The sequence below is a fragment of the Halostella sp. PRR32 genome (assembly GCF_034808085.1).
GTDB classification, from domain to species: domain Archaea; phylum Halobacteriota; class Halobacteria; order Halobacteriales; family Natronoarchaeaceae; genus Halostella; species Halostella pelagica.
The window spans coordinates 618,426-633,602 of the sequence record NZ_JAXHGL010000002.1 but is presented as its reverse complement, the minus strand read 5'-3'; the positions used below and the strand labels follow the sequence as shown (position 1 = coordinate 633,602).

14 protein-coding genes are annotated in these 15,177 nt (G+C 59.6%); 8 read left to right on the top strand and 6 right to left on the bottom strand.

Going from position 1 to position 15,177, the window contains the following annotated elements; translation table 11 throughout:
• The first annotated feature begins 88 nt into the window (after positions 1–88).
• Both SM753_RS08395 and SM753_RS08390 read left to right on the top strand, forming a co-directional pair.
• Entirely contained in the window at positions 89–508 is a 420-nt protein-coding gene (locus SM753_RS08395; RefSeq protein WP_323191249.1) for a hypothetical protein, read from the top strand.
• 115 nt (positions 509–623) lie between these two features.
• Entirely contained in the window at positions 624–854 is a 231-nt protein-coding gene (locus SM753_RS08390) for a hypothetical protein (RefSeq protein ID WP_135535111.1), read from the top strand.
• Between the two features lie 11 nt (positions 855–865).
• Here the strand turns inward: SM753_RS08390 and SM753_RS08385 are convergent, their stop codons facing one another.
• Both SM753_RS08385 and SM753_RS08380 read right to left on the bottom strand, forming a co-directional pair.
• Complete coding sequence (locus SM753_RS08385) at positions 866–2,170, bottom strand: polysaccharide deacetylase family protein (protein ID WP_323191248.1); 1,305 nt, start codon at positions 2,168–2,170, stop codon at positions 866–868.
• On the bottom strand, positions 2,163–3,692 hold the full coding sequence (locus SM753_RS08380) for a glycosyltransferase family 2 protein (protein ID WP_323191247.1): 1,530 nt from the start codon (positions 3,690–3,692) through the stop codon (positions 2,163–2,165). The genes SM753_RS08385 and SM753_RS08380 overlap by 8 nt, the downstream gene beginning before the upstream one ends.
• Before the next feature lie 275 nt (positions 3,693–3,967).
• Here SM753_RS08380 and SM753_RS08375 point away from each other — a divergent pair, with 275 nt between their 5' ends.
• From SM753_RS08375 to SM753_RS08360, 4 genes are all read left to right on the top strand, one after another.
• Complete coding sequence (locus SM753_RS08375) at positions 3,968–4,126, top strand: hypothetical protein (RefSeq protein WP_323191246.1); 159 nt, start codon at positions 3,968–3,970, stop codon at positions 4,124–4,126.
• 11 nt (positions 4,127–4,137) lie between these two features.
• Positions 4,138–4,749, top strand: coding sequence for a class I SAM-dependent methyltransferase (locus SM753_RS08370; RefSeq protein WP_323191245.1), 612 nt, complete (start codon positions 4,138–4,140; stop codon positions 4,747–4,749).
• Between the two features lie 150 nt (positions 4,750–4,899).
• Positions 4,900–5,874 (top strand): transcription initiation factor IIB, encoded by a 975-nt coding sequence (locus SM753_RS08365; RefSeq protein ID WP_138798482.1) that lies wholly within the window; start codon positions 4,900–4,902, stop codon positions 5,872–5,874.
• 193 nt (positions 5,875–6,067) lie between these two features.
• Complete coding sequence (locus tag SM753_RS08360; RefSeq protein ID WP_323191244.1) at positions 6,068–7,576, top strand: phosphoenolpyruvate carboxykinase (ATP); 1,509 nt, start codon at positions 6,068–6,070, stop codon at positions 7,574–7,576.
• Positions 7,577–7,714: 138 nt separating this feature from the next.
• Here SM753_RS08360 and SM753_RS08355 read toward each other — a convergent pair whose 3' ends face one another.
• Together SM753_RS08355 and SM753_RS08350 are read right to left on the bottom strand one after the other, a co-directional pair.
• Positions 7,715–8,494, bottom strand: a complete 780-nt coding sequence (locus SM753_RS08355) for a sulfurtransferase (RefSeq protein WP_323191243.1) — start codon at positions 8,492–8,494, stop codon at positions 7,715–7,717.
• Positions 8,495–8,820: 326 nt separating this feature from the next.
• On the bottom strand, positions 8,821–10,482 hold the full coding sequence (locus SM753_RS08350) for an aryl-sulfate sulfotransferase (RefSeq protein WP_323191242.1): 1,662 nt from the start codon (positions 10,480–10,482) through the stop codon (positions 8,821–8,823).
• Between the two features lie 433 nt (positions 10,483–10,915).
• Here SM753_RS08350 and SM753_RS08345 point away from each other — a divergent pair, with 433 nt between their 5' ends.
• The gene (locus tag SM753_RS08345) at positions 10,916–11,782 is read left to right on the top strand and encodes a sulfurtransferase (protein WP_323191241.1); all 867 of its coding nucleotides are present in this window, start codon (positions 10,916–10,918) and stop codon (positions 11,780–11,782) included.
• Positions 11,783–11,785: 3 nt separating this feature from the next.
• Here SM753_RS08345 and SM753_RS08340 read toward each other — a convergent pair whose 3' ends face one another.
• Entirely contained in the window at positions 11,786–12,913 is a 1,128-nt protein-coding gene (locus tag SM753_RS08340) for a glycosyltransferase family 4 protein (RefSeq protein WP_323191240.1), read from the bottom strand.
• A 55-nt stretch (positions 12,914–12,968) separates the two neighbouring features.
• Here SM753_RS08340 and SM753_RS08335 point away from each other — a divergent pair, with 55 nt between their 5' ends.
• The gene (locus SM753_RS08335; protein WP_323191239.1) at positions 12,969–13,793 is read left to right on the top strand and encodes a glycosyltransferase; all 825 of its coding nucleotides are present in this window, start codon (positions 12,969–12,971) and stop codon (positions 13,791–13,793) included.
• Here the strand turns inward: SM753_RS08335 and SM753_RS08330 are convergent.
• Positions 13,772–14,962 (bottom strand): glycosyltransferase family 4 protein, encoded by a 1,191-nt coding sequence (locus tag SM753_RS08330; protein WP_323191238.1) that lies wholly within the window; start codon positions 14,960–14,962, stop codon positions 13,772–13,774. The two genes, SM753_RS08335 and SM753_RS08330, sit on opposite strands and share 22 nt — an antisense overlap.
• Positions 14,963–15,177: the final 215 nt, after the last annotated feature.

Sequence of the window (15,177 nt, the reverse complement as noted above, 5' to 3'; positions counted from 1 at the left end):
TCTTTCGTCGTTACAAGGAACGGTGCCGGTGAGCAGTGCCCCGATCCCAAAACATTTCATTCAAATATAGTTATTGGATAGTATACCAATGACGAGAGCACTCAAGGGATCGGGATTCCTCGGATTGGCAGTGATGATGGCAGTCGGACTGTATCAGTTCATCCTGCTATCCAGCAGCGGCGTCGTCCCCGGGTGGATGATCGGCGGCCACGCACATCTGGGCGTGCTTTCGATCCTGGCTATCGTGATGGGGTTTGCCGTGCCCGCGCTCGACGTGACGGGCACGCTTCGGACTGCCGTCACCGCCCTGTTCATCGCCGGGCAGTGGGGCACTCCGGGAATCGTCTGGCTCGGAGAGGGATTCGGGCTCACATTCCTTCTCCCCACTGGATTCCTCTGGGGCGGTGCTCTCATCGTAGCCATGCTCATCATGTTTTACAAAACCGTGACAGCCCCCACAGAAACCGCAGACAGCGGTCTCTCCGGTGTCTATGCGACCGACGATTAGACTCGCCTGAGAACTGCCCGGAGTACACGCGTCACCCCGGCGTCGGCCGAGCGACCGCCCTCTTTGTCGGGAGTAAAGAGTCCATAACTAACACTATCTGGACTGATCGTCAGCTATGGTCAACGGATCGCTCAGCCGGACACGGACGGCCCTGCGGGAGAACGAAGCGGTACAGATCGCCGACGTGTACGACCAGCTCGAAACGATCCTCGAATCGATCGACCTCGAGGACGACCCGGAGCTAGGCGATCTGCTCATAGACGCGGTCGAGGCGACCGATCAGGCCTACACGCTCGCGTCGGCGGACGGGGAGCTTCAACTCTCGGCCGAGCGCGGCGGGAAGTGACTATCAGTGCATCAGTCGGACCCGGAAACTGCGGCGGCAGTCTCCCAGTAACTCGTGGGAGTGACGACCTCGACGGCTGACCGTTCGATGTGGTCGAGTACGTCGATAAACCCGTCTCGGGAGACCCAGCGATCGTCCGCGTTCCCGACCGTGTGCGCCGAGAGGACGGCGAGCCTATCGTACGTGGCCGCCAATTCGATCTGCCGTTTCGCGTTCTGTACGTCGTCGATGGCGACCCGGTCGATCGTGAGGGGATCCGTCGGCGGCGTGTCGTTCAATCCGTTAGTCGTCAGATAGTTCGTGTGATGGAACTCCTCGAGCAGTTCGAGCGTCTTCGGGCCGATCTTTCCGAACGGGGCGACGAAATGATCCGCGCCCGCCTCGTACCCGTGGCTAACGAGCCACCGTTTCGTGCGGATGATCTCCCGTCTCTGAGTCGCCTCCGAATACGCAGGCAACGGTTTGTCCAGTTGCGGGTGGGAAACGAGGTCCCAGCCGTCAGCGTGGTACGTCGCAAGCTGATCGGCGGATAGATGGCCGCGGTCGCCCACTAGATCGGGGATCACGGCGATCGCGCCGGTGAGCCCTCGCCGGTGCATCTCCTCGTACGCGCTCGCGACGCTTGCCCGGTTATCGTCGAAGATCAGCATCACGCGTCCGGTCCTCGCCGCGGGCTTGGTCTCGAACCTGTCGAGGAGAAGGGGCCGGTCCCGGGCGTCAACTTCGATCTGTATCCGAGAGACGTTCGCCGGGTCCGGCGACCCGACCTCGGTAGTCGGACCGACATCGATACCGAACCAGGCGTTCGACATCGAGTTAGCCGTATATCGGGTTGCGAGCAACTGATTCCGTTCGTCCGGGGCGAACAACCGTATCCGGAGCGGTGCTGTCGGCCGACCGAGGAACTTCGCCCAGAAGGAGAGGCCAGACTCGGTAAAATCGAACGGAGTGTCGAACGTGTATTCGATCGCCCCGGCCGAGTCCGAACCGAGACGTTTCCCGGCCGAGTTCGAAGCGAGACGCATCGGCTCGGACCCCTCCCTCGGAGAGTCCCGTTCGGGTGACAGGCTCCCCGCGACGGGCTCCCACGACTCCGCCGAATTCAGTCCAGCGTGTAACGTACCGCGTCGAGCAGCGATAGAACGGCTAGAGGAGCGCACGCGGAGCGAGTCGGGAGGAACCGCTGGCGGGTCAGCGTCCTGCGGACCGGACTCGCCCGCGGAGCGAAGCCGTTTGAACCCCTCACGCGCGAGCAACGTCCCGCACACTGTCGTCCCGAGCGTCCCGAGAAACGCTCGCCGAGAGCGTTCAGTCATTATCGGTCTCTACTGTCGGCGATTCGGTTTTCTGTACGGCGCTGGGGTCTCCGCTGACCCCCGTTTCGCGATGGCGGGTTTGCGACCACGCTCTGTCTGACCGTCTCACGATATCGAACAGCGACTTGAGCGTTACAGCGTCGATGAAGTGTTTGTACACGACCACGACGACCGGCGCGTACAGGCTCAACCAGAGGTCGTTTTCGTCTAACGCGAGCGCGAAGAGGCTCGCGATCAACTGGAGGAGCGTAAACGTCATCAGTATCGCGACGACGTACGCTATGTTCCCCGCCGCGAGTCGGCTGCCGATGGTCCAGAGGATGACGACCGTCGCAAACGGCATCGCGACGAGCGAAACGATCTGATAGGGAAACAGCAGGCCGGTGAAGTTGTTCACCTCCCTACTGCGAAGCAGATCGCTGTGTTTGACCAGCGTCTCGATATTCCCCCGGCTCCACCGGAGCCGTTGACTGTAGAGGCCGGTCCACGTTCTGGGCGCTTCGGTGAAGGCGAGCGAGTCACTGGCCTCGACGTTCCATCCCGCTTTGAGGAGTTTGATCGTGACGTCGAAATCCTCCGTCATCGTGTCCCCGTCGTATCCGTCGACTTCTTCGAGGGCGGCTCGCCGGAAACAGCCGAGACAGCCCGGAACGACGTTTACGAACCCTAACGCCGCGAACGCTCGTCGAAAGGTGTTGATCCCGAGTGCGTATTCGAGCGCCTGCAGTTTCTCGATACGCGACTGGACGCGGAGCAGTTTCACTGCCCCCGCGACGGCCCCGATGTTCGGGTCCGCCTCTAGGTCTCTTACGATCTGGACGAGCGCGTCCTCGTCGACGACCGAATCGGCATCGACGGTAACGATCACGTCGCCGGTCGATCGTTCGAGTCCCGTGTTCAGTGCCGAGTATTTCCCTTCGTTCGGTTGTTGGATGACGGTAACGTCACCGGTTGCGTGTGCGATGGCCTCGTCATAGGTGCCGTCCGTACTCCCGTCGTCGATCACGATGATCTCTGTGGGCCCGGGATAGCGAGAATCCAGTAGCGATTCCACGCACCGACCGACGTATCCCTCTTCGTTGTACGCCGGCACGAGTACCGAGAGAGTCGAGTCAGGAGGCTCTCGGTCCTCGTTCGCCGGGCCACCGTGCGTTTTCTGAAACCACGCCGCCGGAAGGATAAACCAGAAGTAGAAGAAGACGACGAGCAAAGCGCTGAACACCACCGTCTGGGTGATACTTCTGTTCATAGCGAACACGTACGCGGAGATGGTCCCGCCAAGGGGGAAAGCGAAAACGCACCAAACCGGAACCTGAGAAACCGGCCACGGGAGCCCCGTAGCACGGTCCTCGTAATACGTTAGAAACACGTGGTAAAGGAAGCCGAGAACGCCGATCAGCAAGCAGATGTCTACGACTGGCGGGGGGAGCAGATGGAGGAGGAGTCCGAACGCTAAAACGGTGAGCACGAAAAGCGTCGTCTCCGTAAGCCGCTCCCCGAACTGATCTGTTGGCGAATTCATGTAAATGTACAGTAATTAGATTCCCAACTCCTTCCGTTGTTGTAATAGAGATGCTACTTGCTAGTAGGGTTGGTTTATAGATTATTTACATATTATTTCCTACAATTGTGCTGGAAATAATGCTGCGGGAGTGTCTCGAACGCCGATAGCCCAGTGTCCACGCAGGTGCTGATACTGTCGGCTGTACTCCCTTAGAGAATATCTGACCCCCCGGAGGCCCGAGTATCGTTCCGAAGGTACAGCCGACAGTATGAGAGCCCGGTCGGTAGGCCCAGTTGGACGCGAGTGCGGGGTCGTTCGGTCTCGCCGCTGACCACCAGGGAGCGCAGACCGAGTCGTCCGCGACGAAGGGGACGGCAGACCCGGCGGGAAACGACACTGGCCTGCCCGTGCGACCCGGCCGGACCCGAACGCTCATTTCGCTGTTTGCCTAACGGTCGTTTAAATGCCGGAACCTCCAGCGGAACTCTACGGCCGACACGCGGACGAGTTCGATTCCCGCACGAAACTCGACGCTCTCCCCGAGGAGTTTCACGCCCTCCTCGAATCGTTCGTCGACGCTCTCCCCGGACCGGCCGTCCTCGACGCCGGATGCGGCCCCGGCCGCGACTGCGAGTACTTCCACACCCGTGGCCTCGATCCGATCGGCGTCGATATCGCGGACGGGATGATCGACTACGCTCGCACGCACCGACCGGGGGAGTACCTTCGAATGGACATCCGCGATCTCGCGTTCGACGCCGACCGGTTCGACGGCGTGTGGTGTCCGGCCTCGGTCTTTTTCGTGCCCGACGAAGAGATGGCAGTCGCTCTGAACGAGTTTTCGCGCGTACTTCGCCCCGCAGGGGTTGCGCGCATCGGGTTCAAAATCGGCGACGGACCGGTCGAGGTGGAGAAATGGGGGGAAACCACCGTGGAGTACCACGTCTCCGAGGACGAAGCGCGGGAACTGCTCGAAGCGGCAGGGTTTCGGGTGCAGTCGGTGACGGTGAATCAGGTGTCTCCCGGTCGGACGTTCGCGAACTTCTCCTGCCGGCAACCGGTCTCCGACCTGTAGTTCGGCACGTCGGGACACTGGTTGGCGACACCCGACGGTAACAGTGTGAAAACTGTCAGCGACGGTCACGACGGCCCGCTCACCCCCGTCCGTGTTCACCGATCCGCTCCCAGCGTTTAAGCGTCTCGGGGAAGTTTATGTATTCGTCCAATGGTACGCCCCACTCGGCAGCGAGAACGGGATGAACAGTCGGAAGACGAAACGGAGGCCACAGAATCCACTGAGGGCGTCAAACACTGCCCCGAATGCGAGTCGGAGACGCTCGTCACGAGCGGGGACGGGAACGAACGTAGCTGCGAGGAGTGCGGACTCATCGTCGAGGAGCAGACTATCGACCGCGGCCCGGAATGGCGGGCGTTCAATCACCAGGAGCGACAGAGCAAGTCCCGCGTCGGCGCGCCGACGACGCAGACGATGCACGACAAGGGACTGACGACGACTATCGACTGGAAGGACAAAGACGCCTACGGACGCTCACTCTCCTCGAAGAAACGCAGTCAGATGAACCGCCTGCGCAAGTGGCAAAACCGCATCCGGACCAAAGACGCGGGTGAACGCAACCTCCAGTTCGCGCTCTCGGAGACCGACCGGATGGCCTCCGCGCTCGGCGTTCCGCGCTCGGTCCGCGAAGTCGCGTCGGTCATCTACCGACGGGCGCTGGACGAGGACCTCATCCGCGGCCGCTCCATCGAGGGCGTCGCCACCGCGACGCTGTACGCGGCCTGCCGCATGGAGGGGATCCCGCGGTCGCTAGAAGAGGTCGCGGCGGTCTCGCGCGTCGAACGCAAGGAGATCGGCCGTACGTATCGGTACGTCTCGCAGGAACTCGGACTCGAAATGGAACCGGTCGACCCGAAACAGTACGTACCGCGCTTCTGTTCCGACCTCGAACTCTCCGAGGAAGTCCAGTCGAAAGCCAACGAGATCATCGACAAAACGACCGAGATGGGGCTGTTGTCGGGGAAGTCGCCGACGGGTTTCGCCGCCGCTGCGATCTACGCGGGGTCGCTGCTTTGCAACGACAAACAGACCCAGCGGGAGGTCGCCGACGTCGCGCAGGTGACCGAAGTGACCATCCGGAACCGGTATCAGGAACAGATCGAGGCCATGGGCGTCCACGAGTGACTGCGGCGGGAGGCGGGCGGTCCGCCATCGCCGTGACCTGACCCTGCTTCACGCACTTATCATGGTACAGGCCGGCACTCAGGACTGCACGGAGTTCACCGAATTCTGCAGACGGGGCGGCCGCTACCGCGGGCGATTCGGAAGCGTATTATTATAGCCGTGGTCATCGTAAATCACCTATACGCCAGCCATCATGACAACAGCTTCCCCGCCGGAGACGGCACTTCCCGATCCGGCCGAGGCCGCAAACGTCGTCTATAACCCATCGCTCGAACGACTCCGAGAGTTCTCACGGGAACTGGAAACAACGACCACCTTCGGGTCTCCGTCGTACGTCAGCGAACACCGCTCGCGCTGCGCGGACAGAACCAGAACTGCCGTCGACGACGAGTTCACCGCGCGTGACTACGGGCACGTTGATGACGCGCTGGAGTACGCTCGCGAGCACGAGATGATCTGTCTCGACCGACAGGTGGGCCGCCATCCCGAACACAGCTACGTCTGCCGGTACTACGTGCCGAAGGAGTACGGCCGCATCGCGCTTTCGCTCGCAAAGCTGCTCGAACCCGCGGCGGGCGACACCGTCACCGACCCGGACTTCCTCACGGTGCAGGTTCCCGAGTGGGACGAGACCGCGATCCGCGTCCTTCCAGACGCCGGCGTCACCGCCGTACTCGGCAGCGACTACACCGGCGAGGCCAAGAAGTCGTTCCTCCGACTGTTCATGTTCTATGCCAAGCAAAACGGCGGCCTCGGCCTTCACGCCGGCAGCAAGCGGGTCGAGCTCCGCACCGAGACCGACGACCTCGAAACCGTCGGTCAGCTGTTTCTCGGCCTCTCGGCGACCGGGAAATCGACGCTCACCGCTCACGGGCTCTGGCTCGACGAGCCCGAGTCGGCGACGATGCTCCAGGACGACGTCTGCGCGCTGCTTCCGAACGGCAGCGTCGCCGGCAGCGAGGGCGAGGGCCTGTACGTGAAAACTATCGGACTTGACCCCGACGAACAGCCCGCGCTGCACGACGCCGTGACCCACGACTCCGCGGTGCTCGAAAACGTCGCGGTGGCGGACGATGGGACCGTCGACTTCGAGAGCGACGTTCACACGTCCAACGGGCGGGCGAGCATACTCCGCGACCACCTCTCCTCGGCGGCCGACGACATCGACCTCGAAACCGTCGACCAGGTGTTTTTCATCACGCGCAATCCGCTCATGCCGCCGGTCGCGAAGCTCTCGCCCGCGGAGTCCGCCGCGGCGTTCATGCTCGGCGAATCCATCCAGACCAGCGCCGGCGACCCGTCGAGCGCCGGCGAGTCGATCCGCGTCGTCGGCACGAATCCCTTCATAATCGGCTCGAAGGGCGCGGAGGGGAACCGGTTCCGCGCCCTCATCGACGACCTCGACGTGGACTGTTTCGTGCTGAACACCGGCCACATCGGCGCGGGGGCGAAAGACATCGGCGTCGACGACTCGGTGACGATCCTGCGCGAGATAGCCCGCGGCACCGTCGAGTGGACGGACGACGAAGCGACGGGACTGACGATACCCCGCTCGGTGCCGGACATGGATATCGGGTCGTTCGCCGTGCCCGACCACGTCGACGAGTACGAACGGAAGGTCCGCGACCTCCGGTCCGAGCGGCGCGAGTACCTGTCTGAGTTCGAGGACCTGGACGAAGCGATCAGAGACGCGGTCTACTGATCACTGCGACTTCGCTGTCTGTTCCTCCGTTCTGACCGGACTGTCTCTGACCGCACTGAGCCTGACTGTACTGAACCTGACCGCACTGTTTTGACTAGTCCAGTCTAACAGACTGGTGGATCTGGACTGTTCTGTCCGTCACGTCCCAGTCTCTAGCGGCCCGTCCGCCTCGTTCCACTCGGTGAGGCTCCCCTCGTAGAACGCGACGGTTTCGTAGCCGAGATACCGGAGGACGACGTACGTGTGACTGATCCGCCGCGCGGTGTTGCAGTAGAGGATAACTCGACGGTCGGGCGTGATGCCGTGCGACGCCAGTGTCTCCTCCAGTTCCTCTCGCGGCTTGAGCCCCCGCGTCTCTTCGTCGACGAGGTCCTTCCAGTCGAGGTTGACGGCTCCGGGGATATGCCCCTCTTCGTACTCCCAGTCGTCGCGCGTGTCGACGAGGACGGCGTCGGTGTCGATGGCGGCCTCCACGGCGGCCTGGTCGATCAGGATGGTCTCCTCGGGCCGGGTCACCTCGTAGTCGGTCGGCTCCACGTCCGGCACGTCCGATGTCGTCTCGTACTCCAGGTTCCAGGCGCTGTAATCGCCGTCGAGCAGGCGGACGTCGTCGTGACCGTATATCTCCGCCGTGACGAGAAAGCGCGCCGCGAACACGCCGTGTGTGTCGTCGTAGGCGACGATAGTGTCACCGGACTCGATACCGGCTTCGCTCATGAGGTCGGCGAACGTCGCCTCGCCGGGGAGCATGCCCTCGTCCCCGTCCGACTGGCTGCGGAACGTGTCGAACGGGATGCTCACGGCCCCGGGGACGTGTCCGATCCCGTCGTACTCCCAGGCGTCGCGCACGTCCACGATGGCCACCTCGTCGAGGTGGTCCGCGAGCCACTCGCGCGAAACGACGATGTCGTCGGTCATGCGTCGAGGTGAGGGCGCTACAGTTTTATATAGACCGGAAGGGTCAAAACCGACAGTTCGCGTTCGCCGTGGAAAGAGGCAGACTCTCACGCTGGGACACGCGGACAGCGATAAGAACCACCGGTACCCGGTCGAACTGGCGTTCCTCGTCAGGAAGCGTTGGAAGTACCTGGCAACTCATACTGTCCGCTGTACCTTCGGAACGAGACTCGGACCTCCGGTGTCCGATATTCTTCACGGGAGTACAGCCAACAGTATCAGGAACCGACGGTACCGAATCAAAACGACTTCAAGCCAGATTTAGCCTGTGAGATCCCTGCCAGCGGCTACAGGTCCACCACTAACACGTTCTGTAGGGCTGTAAATATCATTCCAAGGGCTAATGCGGAATACAGTACGAGTGATCCGCCCGCGTTCGATAACTGTAAAAACACGAACAAACCACCGAGGACGAAACTCACCAGTAACGACCCGACCCTGAATACTGCATCAACCCGCCTTGCGGATCGTGTGTGAGGCCAGTTCTCCGCCTCGGCTACGCTCGAATACCCGATATTCAGCAAGAGTACGGCTGTACCGACATATATTCCCGTGAAACTACTCTGCGATAAACTGATCCAGAGTAATCCAGTAGCGCTCAAAACTGCCAGTATGCCCATTGCGGCTGCTGCAGTACCCAGACGATCTACATTGATGTGCTCGAACAGTCTCTCGATCGGCGTCCGCATTCCGACTTCGACACCTGCCCAGACCGACAGAAGGCCGGTGACGCCGAGGAGGAATGCGAAATCTGTACTACCGGCCCAGAGTGGTAGCACCCATGCACCGACAAGTGAGTAGAGTCTGTTGTGGCTGTCGATGAACTTTTCTTTGACGGCTCTGGCGGTAGAGGCCCCTCTGTCATCATGTGGCGAGTCGAACTGATCACTGAACTCGACCATAGGTGGGCCCTCTGGCTCTTCTCCATACTCCAAGCGGTCAGCATCGTACGGACTCCGTTCGATCGTAAACTCCCACACCACTTCCCGGTCTGGTGTTACCTCGATGACGCGGTCGTTAGCAGTATCTACGATTAGCGTGTTCCCGTTCGGGAGGCGATCCGCGTCGCGAGGCCAGTGTAATCCCTCTGAAAACGACCAGATAAGCTTCCAGGACCCGTCACTTTGCCGTTCGTATTCTACGACACGGTTGTTCTCACTATCTGCGACAAGGAGAGTCACTGGATCTTGCGATATCAAGCTAGGGTTGTGCTGCTCGTGAAGAATATCATAGTTATTTTCCTCGCCGAGCGTCCACTCGGTCTCCTTCGTCGACCGATTTATCAACATCACACGATCGAAGTTTCGGGGGCTTACGAGGAATGCGCTCCCGTTGTCGACGATATCGACGTCGTTCAGATGGGTGTATCCAGTTGCTTGTCCACCGGCTTCGGGATACGACGGAAAGTGTTCGGCGAACACGTATTCCCATTCGACTTCATCGGTCGATTCGTTGTAGATATAGATCCGACCGCCACGGTGCTTAGCGGGCTCTGGAGTAGCTTTGTCTGCGATTACGTATTCACTTCCCCCCATATGGTCAATATCATGTGTATCCGATGGAACATCGAACTTCGTTAGCTCCTCTCCAGTCCGCCAGTTGATAACAACGGCTACACGCTGAAAACTGTCGCCAGATTCCCGTTCGCCGGCAACGAAGAGGAGCCGGTCCTGGTCTAGTGGCTGAACATCCATGTATCGGCGGTATTCATCGTGTGTCCAGATGGCTTCTCCCGACTCTGTATGTACCGCCGTGAGTACCCCAGCATGCTCATAGATATCTGATGAACCTCCTTGGGTAGTGACGAATGTCACGTTGTTCGTCGTATTCCGGAGCTCCTCGTTTCCGGAATGTAGCCCCTCATACGTTAGAGCAGAAGATAATACCGGTATGAGTAGCACGATACAAAGAACTACTATTCCTATTCGAAGTTTATTCCCTAAGTTCATTGGCTTGGCTTGTTTATGTGTCCTTGAATATATTTCTAAGTCGTTTGGATTTGCACGATCAAAGTTGGGATGATGCGGAACTTCCGGTCAGAGAGATTTCAACCTCTTCCGAAGCTTCTATCGACATATAATTTCGTCAGTCGATATCTGGTTTCGCTGTTCGACGCTTTACAGCCGTCAATCGTAACGTCCGTCGTGAACTGTTGTTCCTTTGCCATCTCGGAGTTACCTGCAAGATTAGCCGGGATACCCGCACCGCGTTTTCGTGTCTCCGGACGTAAGGTTCCATTCAGCGGAGACTCGCTTCGACAGTCCCGCGGCCGTTCCCTGCCGTCGCTGAGAGTACCGGCAACACCTACCTCGACGGCGGCGGCGAGGCGGTACCTGCCGTATGTGTAGTTTCTATAAGAGTGGCGCGAGTACAATGTACTGTATGAGCGAAAGCGACTACGCAAACGACGTGCTCGTCTCGGCCGACTGGGTCGAAGAGCACCTGGACGAGTTCCAGAGCGACGATCCGGAGTACCGACTCGTAGAGGTCGACGTCGACACGGAGGCGTACGAAGAGGGCCACGCCCCCGGCGCTATCGGCTTCAACTGGGAGACGCAACTCCAGGACCAGACCCAGCGCGACATTCTCGAGAAGGAGGACTTCGAGGACCTGCTGGGCGGTCACGGCATCAGCGAGGACTCGACTGTCGTCCTGTACGGCGACAACTCCAACTGGTTCGCCGCCTACGCCTACTGGCAGTTCCAGTACTACGGCCACGACGACGTCCGCCTGCTCGACGGCGGCCGCGAGTACTGGGTAGACAACGACTACCCGCTATCCGACGAGGAGCCGGACTTCTCCGCCGTGGAGTACAACGCCTCCGGTCCGCGCGAGTCCATTCGCGCTTACCGCGACGACGTCGAGAAGGCCATCGACCGCGGCGTTCCGCTCGTCGACGTTCGCTCGCCCGAGGAGTACAGCGGTGAAGTGCTCGCCCCGCCGGGACTCCAGGAGACCGCCCAGCGCGGCGGCCACATCCCCGGCGCGAAGAACATCTCGTGGGCTGCCGTGACAAACGACGACGGCACGTTCAAGACGCGCGACGAACTGGCGGAGCTCTACGGCGATGAAGGTATCGATGGCGAAGGGACGACGGTCGCGTACTGCCGTATCGGCGAGCGCTCGTCCGTTGCCTGGTTCGCGCTGCACGAACTGCTCGGCTACGAGGACACCGTCAACTACGACGGCTCGTGGACCGAGTGGGGTAATCTGGTGGACGCGCCGATCGAGACGGGCAGCGGGAAGTAAATCTCACCCTGACTTAGCAGTCTTTCGTAGCACGGGCCTGAGGTCGTTTTTCACGATGTTTTCGTAGTCGAATCGTTTGACGGATTCACGTGCGTTCGACCGGAGCTCTTCTCTGGTCGCCGGGCTCTCGATGAGTGTTTCCAGCGCACTCCCGTATTCACTAGGTGTATCCGGAGCTACGAGCGCGTTGTCACCAGTATAAAACTGCTGGTTACCGGGCGTCGACGTCAGTACAGTTGGACGGGCCGTGGCGAGCGCCTCGATAGTCTTGATTGGGGGTTGATACCGATATTGGGGTTTGTCTGCAACGTATCCGGCAACCACGTCGAATCCGCGGAGGTAGTCTGGTATCTGATGGTGTGCTACCGGGCCCGGCAAATGGACACGATCAGTCACACCGAGTCGCTTCGAGGTGGCCTTAAGCTCCCTACGTGCTTCGCCGTCACCTATGATTGCCAAGTGAGCGTCGAGGTCGGCGCACACGAACTCTGCGAATGAAGCGACGAGTCTATCTAAATCCCGAGATGGATGCAACCGGCCCACGTATCCAATTAGAGGTGAGTCGGAGGGCACCCCAGTCGGCCGTTGCGTTTGTCCGGACGGCGAAAAGATATCGAAGTCTGCACCCAGCGGGACGACATCGAGACCGTGATCCCGTCCGAAGATGCGGGTCGCGACGCGGTCATCCAGAACTGTCGTCCTGTCCACGACGTGGCGCTGTAGACGAATCCCGAGATGAGAAACCCGCTCGAGAAGCTGGTTGCTGACGGCCGTCCCGCGAATGTCTGCGATCGTGGGGATGTCGACCCCTGGGAGTCGGAGGGCCGGCCCCAACCCGGGAAAACCGTGCATATAAACTACATCGACGTCTCGCAGTTCCGGATACCGACGCAGCAGCTTTGCAGAGCGGTACGCGAAACGCACGGGCGAGATAGACAGTGCGGTAGACAGGTCTGTCGGGATGCGCCAGACATCTACTCCGTTCCAGGTGTCTTTCTCTACGCTTTCTCCGTCAGTCCCACCAATGAAGGAAACATCGTCTCCGTTGGCAGCGAGGTGACGGGCATACTCGCTCACGGCCGTCGACCCGGTATCGGGGACCCGTCGGCGGAAGACGAAGCAGATATGCATTCGGAAGCTCATAGAAGCAGCCATTATTTAACCCTTCTATTTCGAATACTCGATAATGAGTGACGATATCGACCTCACTGCGGTCTGTACCACTTATGCTGGTGATGACCCTAGGGAGTTGGCAGCCTCTCTCGACAGTATCCGAGATCAGTCTCGTCCCCCTGAAGAGCTCGTCATCGTCAAGGACGGTCCAGTTCCTGAAGGAATAGAGGAAACTATAGATCTCGCTGAGGACGAAGCTGCGTTCCCCGTCGTTGTTGACGAACTATCCACAAACCGTGGCCATGGCGGGGCGCTCAAGCGAGGATTTCAGGTGGCCTCTGGCGAATACGTTGCAATTCACGACGCTGATGATATCTGCCTCGAAGACCGGTTTCGAAAGCAATTGTCGGTTATCGATGAGACTGGTGCGGATGTCGTTGGCGGCTACATCGCCGAGTTCGAGGACGACCCAGCTGAGACGCACGCGGTCAGGGAAGTCCCGACCGAACACGAAAATATAGTCTCTATGGCCAAGTTCAGATGCCCGATCAATCAGACGACCGTAGTGGCGCGCCGGTCAGCCGTCCTCCGTTCAGGGAACTACCGTGCGGTCGATCGAATGGAGGACTACGAACTCTGGGTGCGGATGATACAGAACGGTTACCGGTTTCGTAATCTACCAGATGTCGTCGTCAAGGTACGGGCCGGATCAGAAATGTACGGTCGCCGAGGCGGTCTTGAGTACGCCCGCGAGGAAATCCGGATTCAGCGGTACTTTCACGAGATCGGATTCATATCATTCCCGCGCGCTGTGGCAAACACCATCGTTCGCCTGATACCGCGGCTGCTTCCTACTTCGGTTCGCGGTGCTCTCTATCAGCGGTGGCTCCGCGAGTGATCTCGCTGTCTAACACTGGATCCAGTGGTCGCGCGGATCTCTGCTATTATTGACTCGTTGATCTCGGACCACCGATACTCACGCACTGTCTTTTGCGCCTCGGACGAGAGCCGGCTGCGTAGTTCCTCCTCTCTTACCAGACGACTCAGCGCGTCGGCGACATCGTCTGTGTCATCTGATTCGACGAGTAGACCGTTCTCGCCATCGTTCAGGATCTGTTCCGTTCCCACGGTCCGAGTACAGACGATCGCGACCCCAGCGGCCATGTATTCAAACACTTTAATGGGGTAGGCGAAATTGTAATTTCTCACCTCAGTTGATAGAAGACAGACTCCGATATCCGAAGTTCTCAGGTGTTCCATAGCGGCGTCGTGTGAAAGACGTCCGGTCAATCGAACAGTGTGGTCTCCAGTGTTCTCTTGCCACTCTGAGACCGCTTCTCTCGTCTCTTTGTTCGCTTCACCGACCAGTGTGATCGATAGCGGCGGACAGTCTTTTGGCAACGCCGTCACGGCATCAAGCAGTGTCCCGATGCCCCGTTCCAGTAGCACTGGCCCTACGTAGACGACACTAACTGACTCTCTCTCATCGCTACCGACTGTTGTCGGGACTAGCGTTGGGTCCACGCCGTTGGTCGTCGTGTAGACGTTGGCGGCGTCAGGTGCGATACCATATTCTGAGAGTAATTCCGGAGCGAGCGCAAAGACAATCAGGTCGGCCCTCCCGAGTCTTCGCTTCGCAAACGAAAATAGCGCCCTATTGTATCCTCTGGCGATGCGTCGCGTGATCGATTCGCTTCGATCGAGGTCGACGCCGAGTCGGGGGTCGTCCCAGATATCTGCTATCCAAACGAATCCGATCAATTGGAGGAAAGCTCCCGCTGCAAGCGTCTGAGGTGGGTGCGTAGTGTGGACGCACCTCACATCATGTGATCGATGTATAGCGAATACGTACGCGATGATAAAAAGCGGATACAGTAGCCGTTGGACGGGACCGTTTCCTACCGATATCGTCTTCTCGCTCTCGGCAGCGACTTCATCGCACACTTCACCCCGAGACAGAATATGGGTGTCGAAACTATCACAAACGGCACTGCTGCGCTGAAACGGTGTCGTGTTGCGGGAACACTTTATATGTTGACAGGCGAACACGACGACTTCATCGGTCACGAGTTCAGGGTGAAGAAGCTATCCTGAAATAGGTTCCTGTTGGCCGGAGATCGCAGAGTTATTATCGCTGATAAACCTTACGCGGGATAAGATGTATTCTCTCTCGGATGTCCGTAAAGGGATCCGCAATCCCTCTCTGTTGTATTCGGAGGTTCTCAGGCCTGGGCTCCGTCTATATTCTCAGGTTCAGCGGAATATCCTTGGGAACACGGGTA

Excerpts from the sequence above, each read along its gene's own strand:
- SM753_RS08395 (WP_323191249.1), top strand. The coding sequence starts at position 89 with ATGACGAGAGCACTCAAGGGATCGGGATTCCTCGGATTGGCAGTGATG.
- SM753_RS08390 (WP_135535111.1), top strand. The coding sequence starts at position 624 with ATGGTCAACGGATCGCTCAGCCGGACACGGACGGCCCTGCGGGAGAAC.
- SM753_RS08385 (WP_323191248.1), bottom strand. The coding sequence starts at position 2,170 with ATGACTGAACGCTCTCGGCGAGCGTTTCTCGGGACGCTCGGGACGACA.
- SM753_RS08380 (WP_323191247.1), bottom strand. The coding sequence starts at position 3,692 with ATGAATTCGCCAACAGATCAGTTCGGGGAGCGGCTTACGGAGACGACG.
- SM753_RS08370 (WP_323191245.1), top strand. The coding sequence starts at position 4,138 with ATGCCGGAACCTCCAGCGGAACTCTACGGCCGACACGCGGACGAGTTC.
- SM753_RS08365 (WP_138798482.1), top strand. The coding sequence starts at position 4,900 with ATGGTACGCCCCACTCGGCAGCGAGAACGGGATGAACAGTCGGAAGAC.
- SM753_RS08360 (WP_323191244.1), top strand. The coding sequence starts at position 6,068 with ATGACAACAGCTTCCCCGCCGGAGACGGCACTTCCCGATCCGGCCGAG.
- SM753_RS08355 (WP_323191243.1), bottom strand. The coding sequence starts at position 8,494 with ATGACCGACGACATCGTCGTTTCGCGCGAGTGGCTCGCGGACCACCTC.
- SM753_RS08350 (WP_323191242.1), bottom strand. The coding sequence starts at position 10,482 with ATGAACTTAGGGAATAAACTTCGAATAGGAATAGTAGTTCTTTGTATC.
- SM753_RS08345 (WP_323191241.1), top strand. The coding sequence starts at position 10,916 with ATGAGCGAAAGCGACTACGCAAACGACGTGCTCGTCTCGGCCGACTGG.
- SM753_RS08340 (WP_323191240.1), bottom strand. The coding sequence starts at position 12,913 with ATGCATATCTGCTTCGTCTTCCGCCGACGGGTCCCCGATACCGGGTCG.
- SM753_RS08335 (WP_323191239.1), top strand. The coding sequence starts at position 12,969 with ATGAGTGACGATATCGACCTCACTGCGGTCTGTACCACTTATGCTGGT.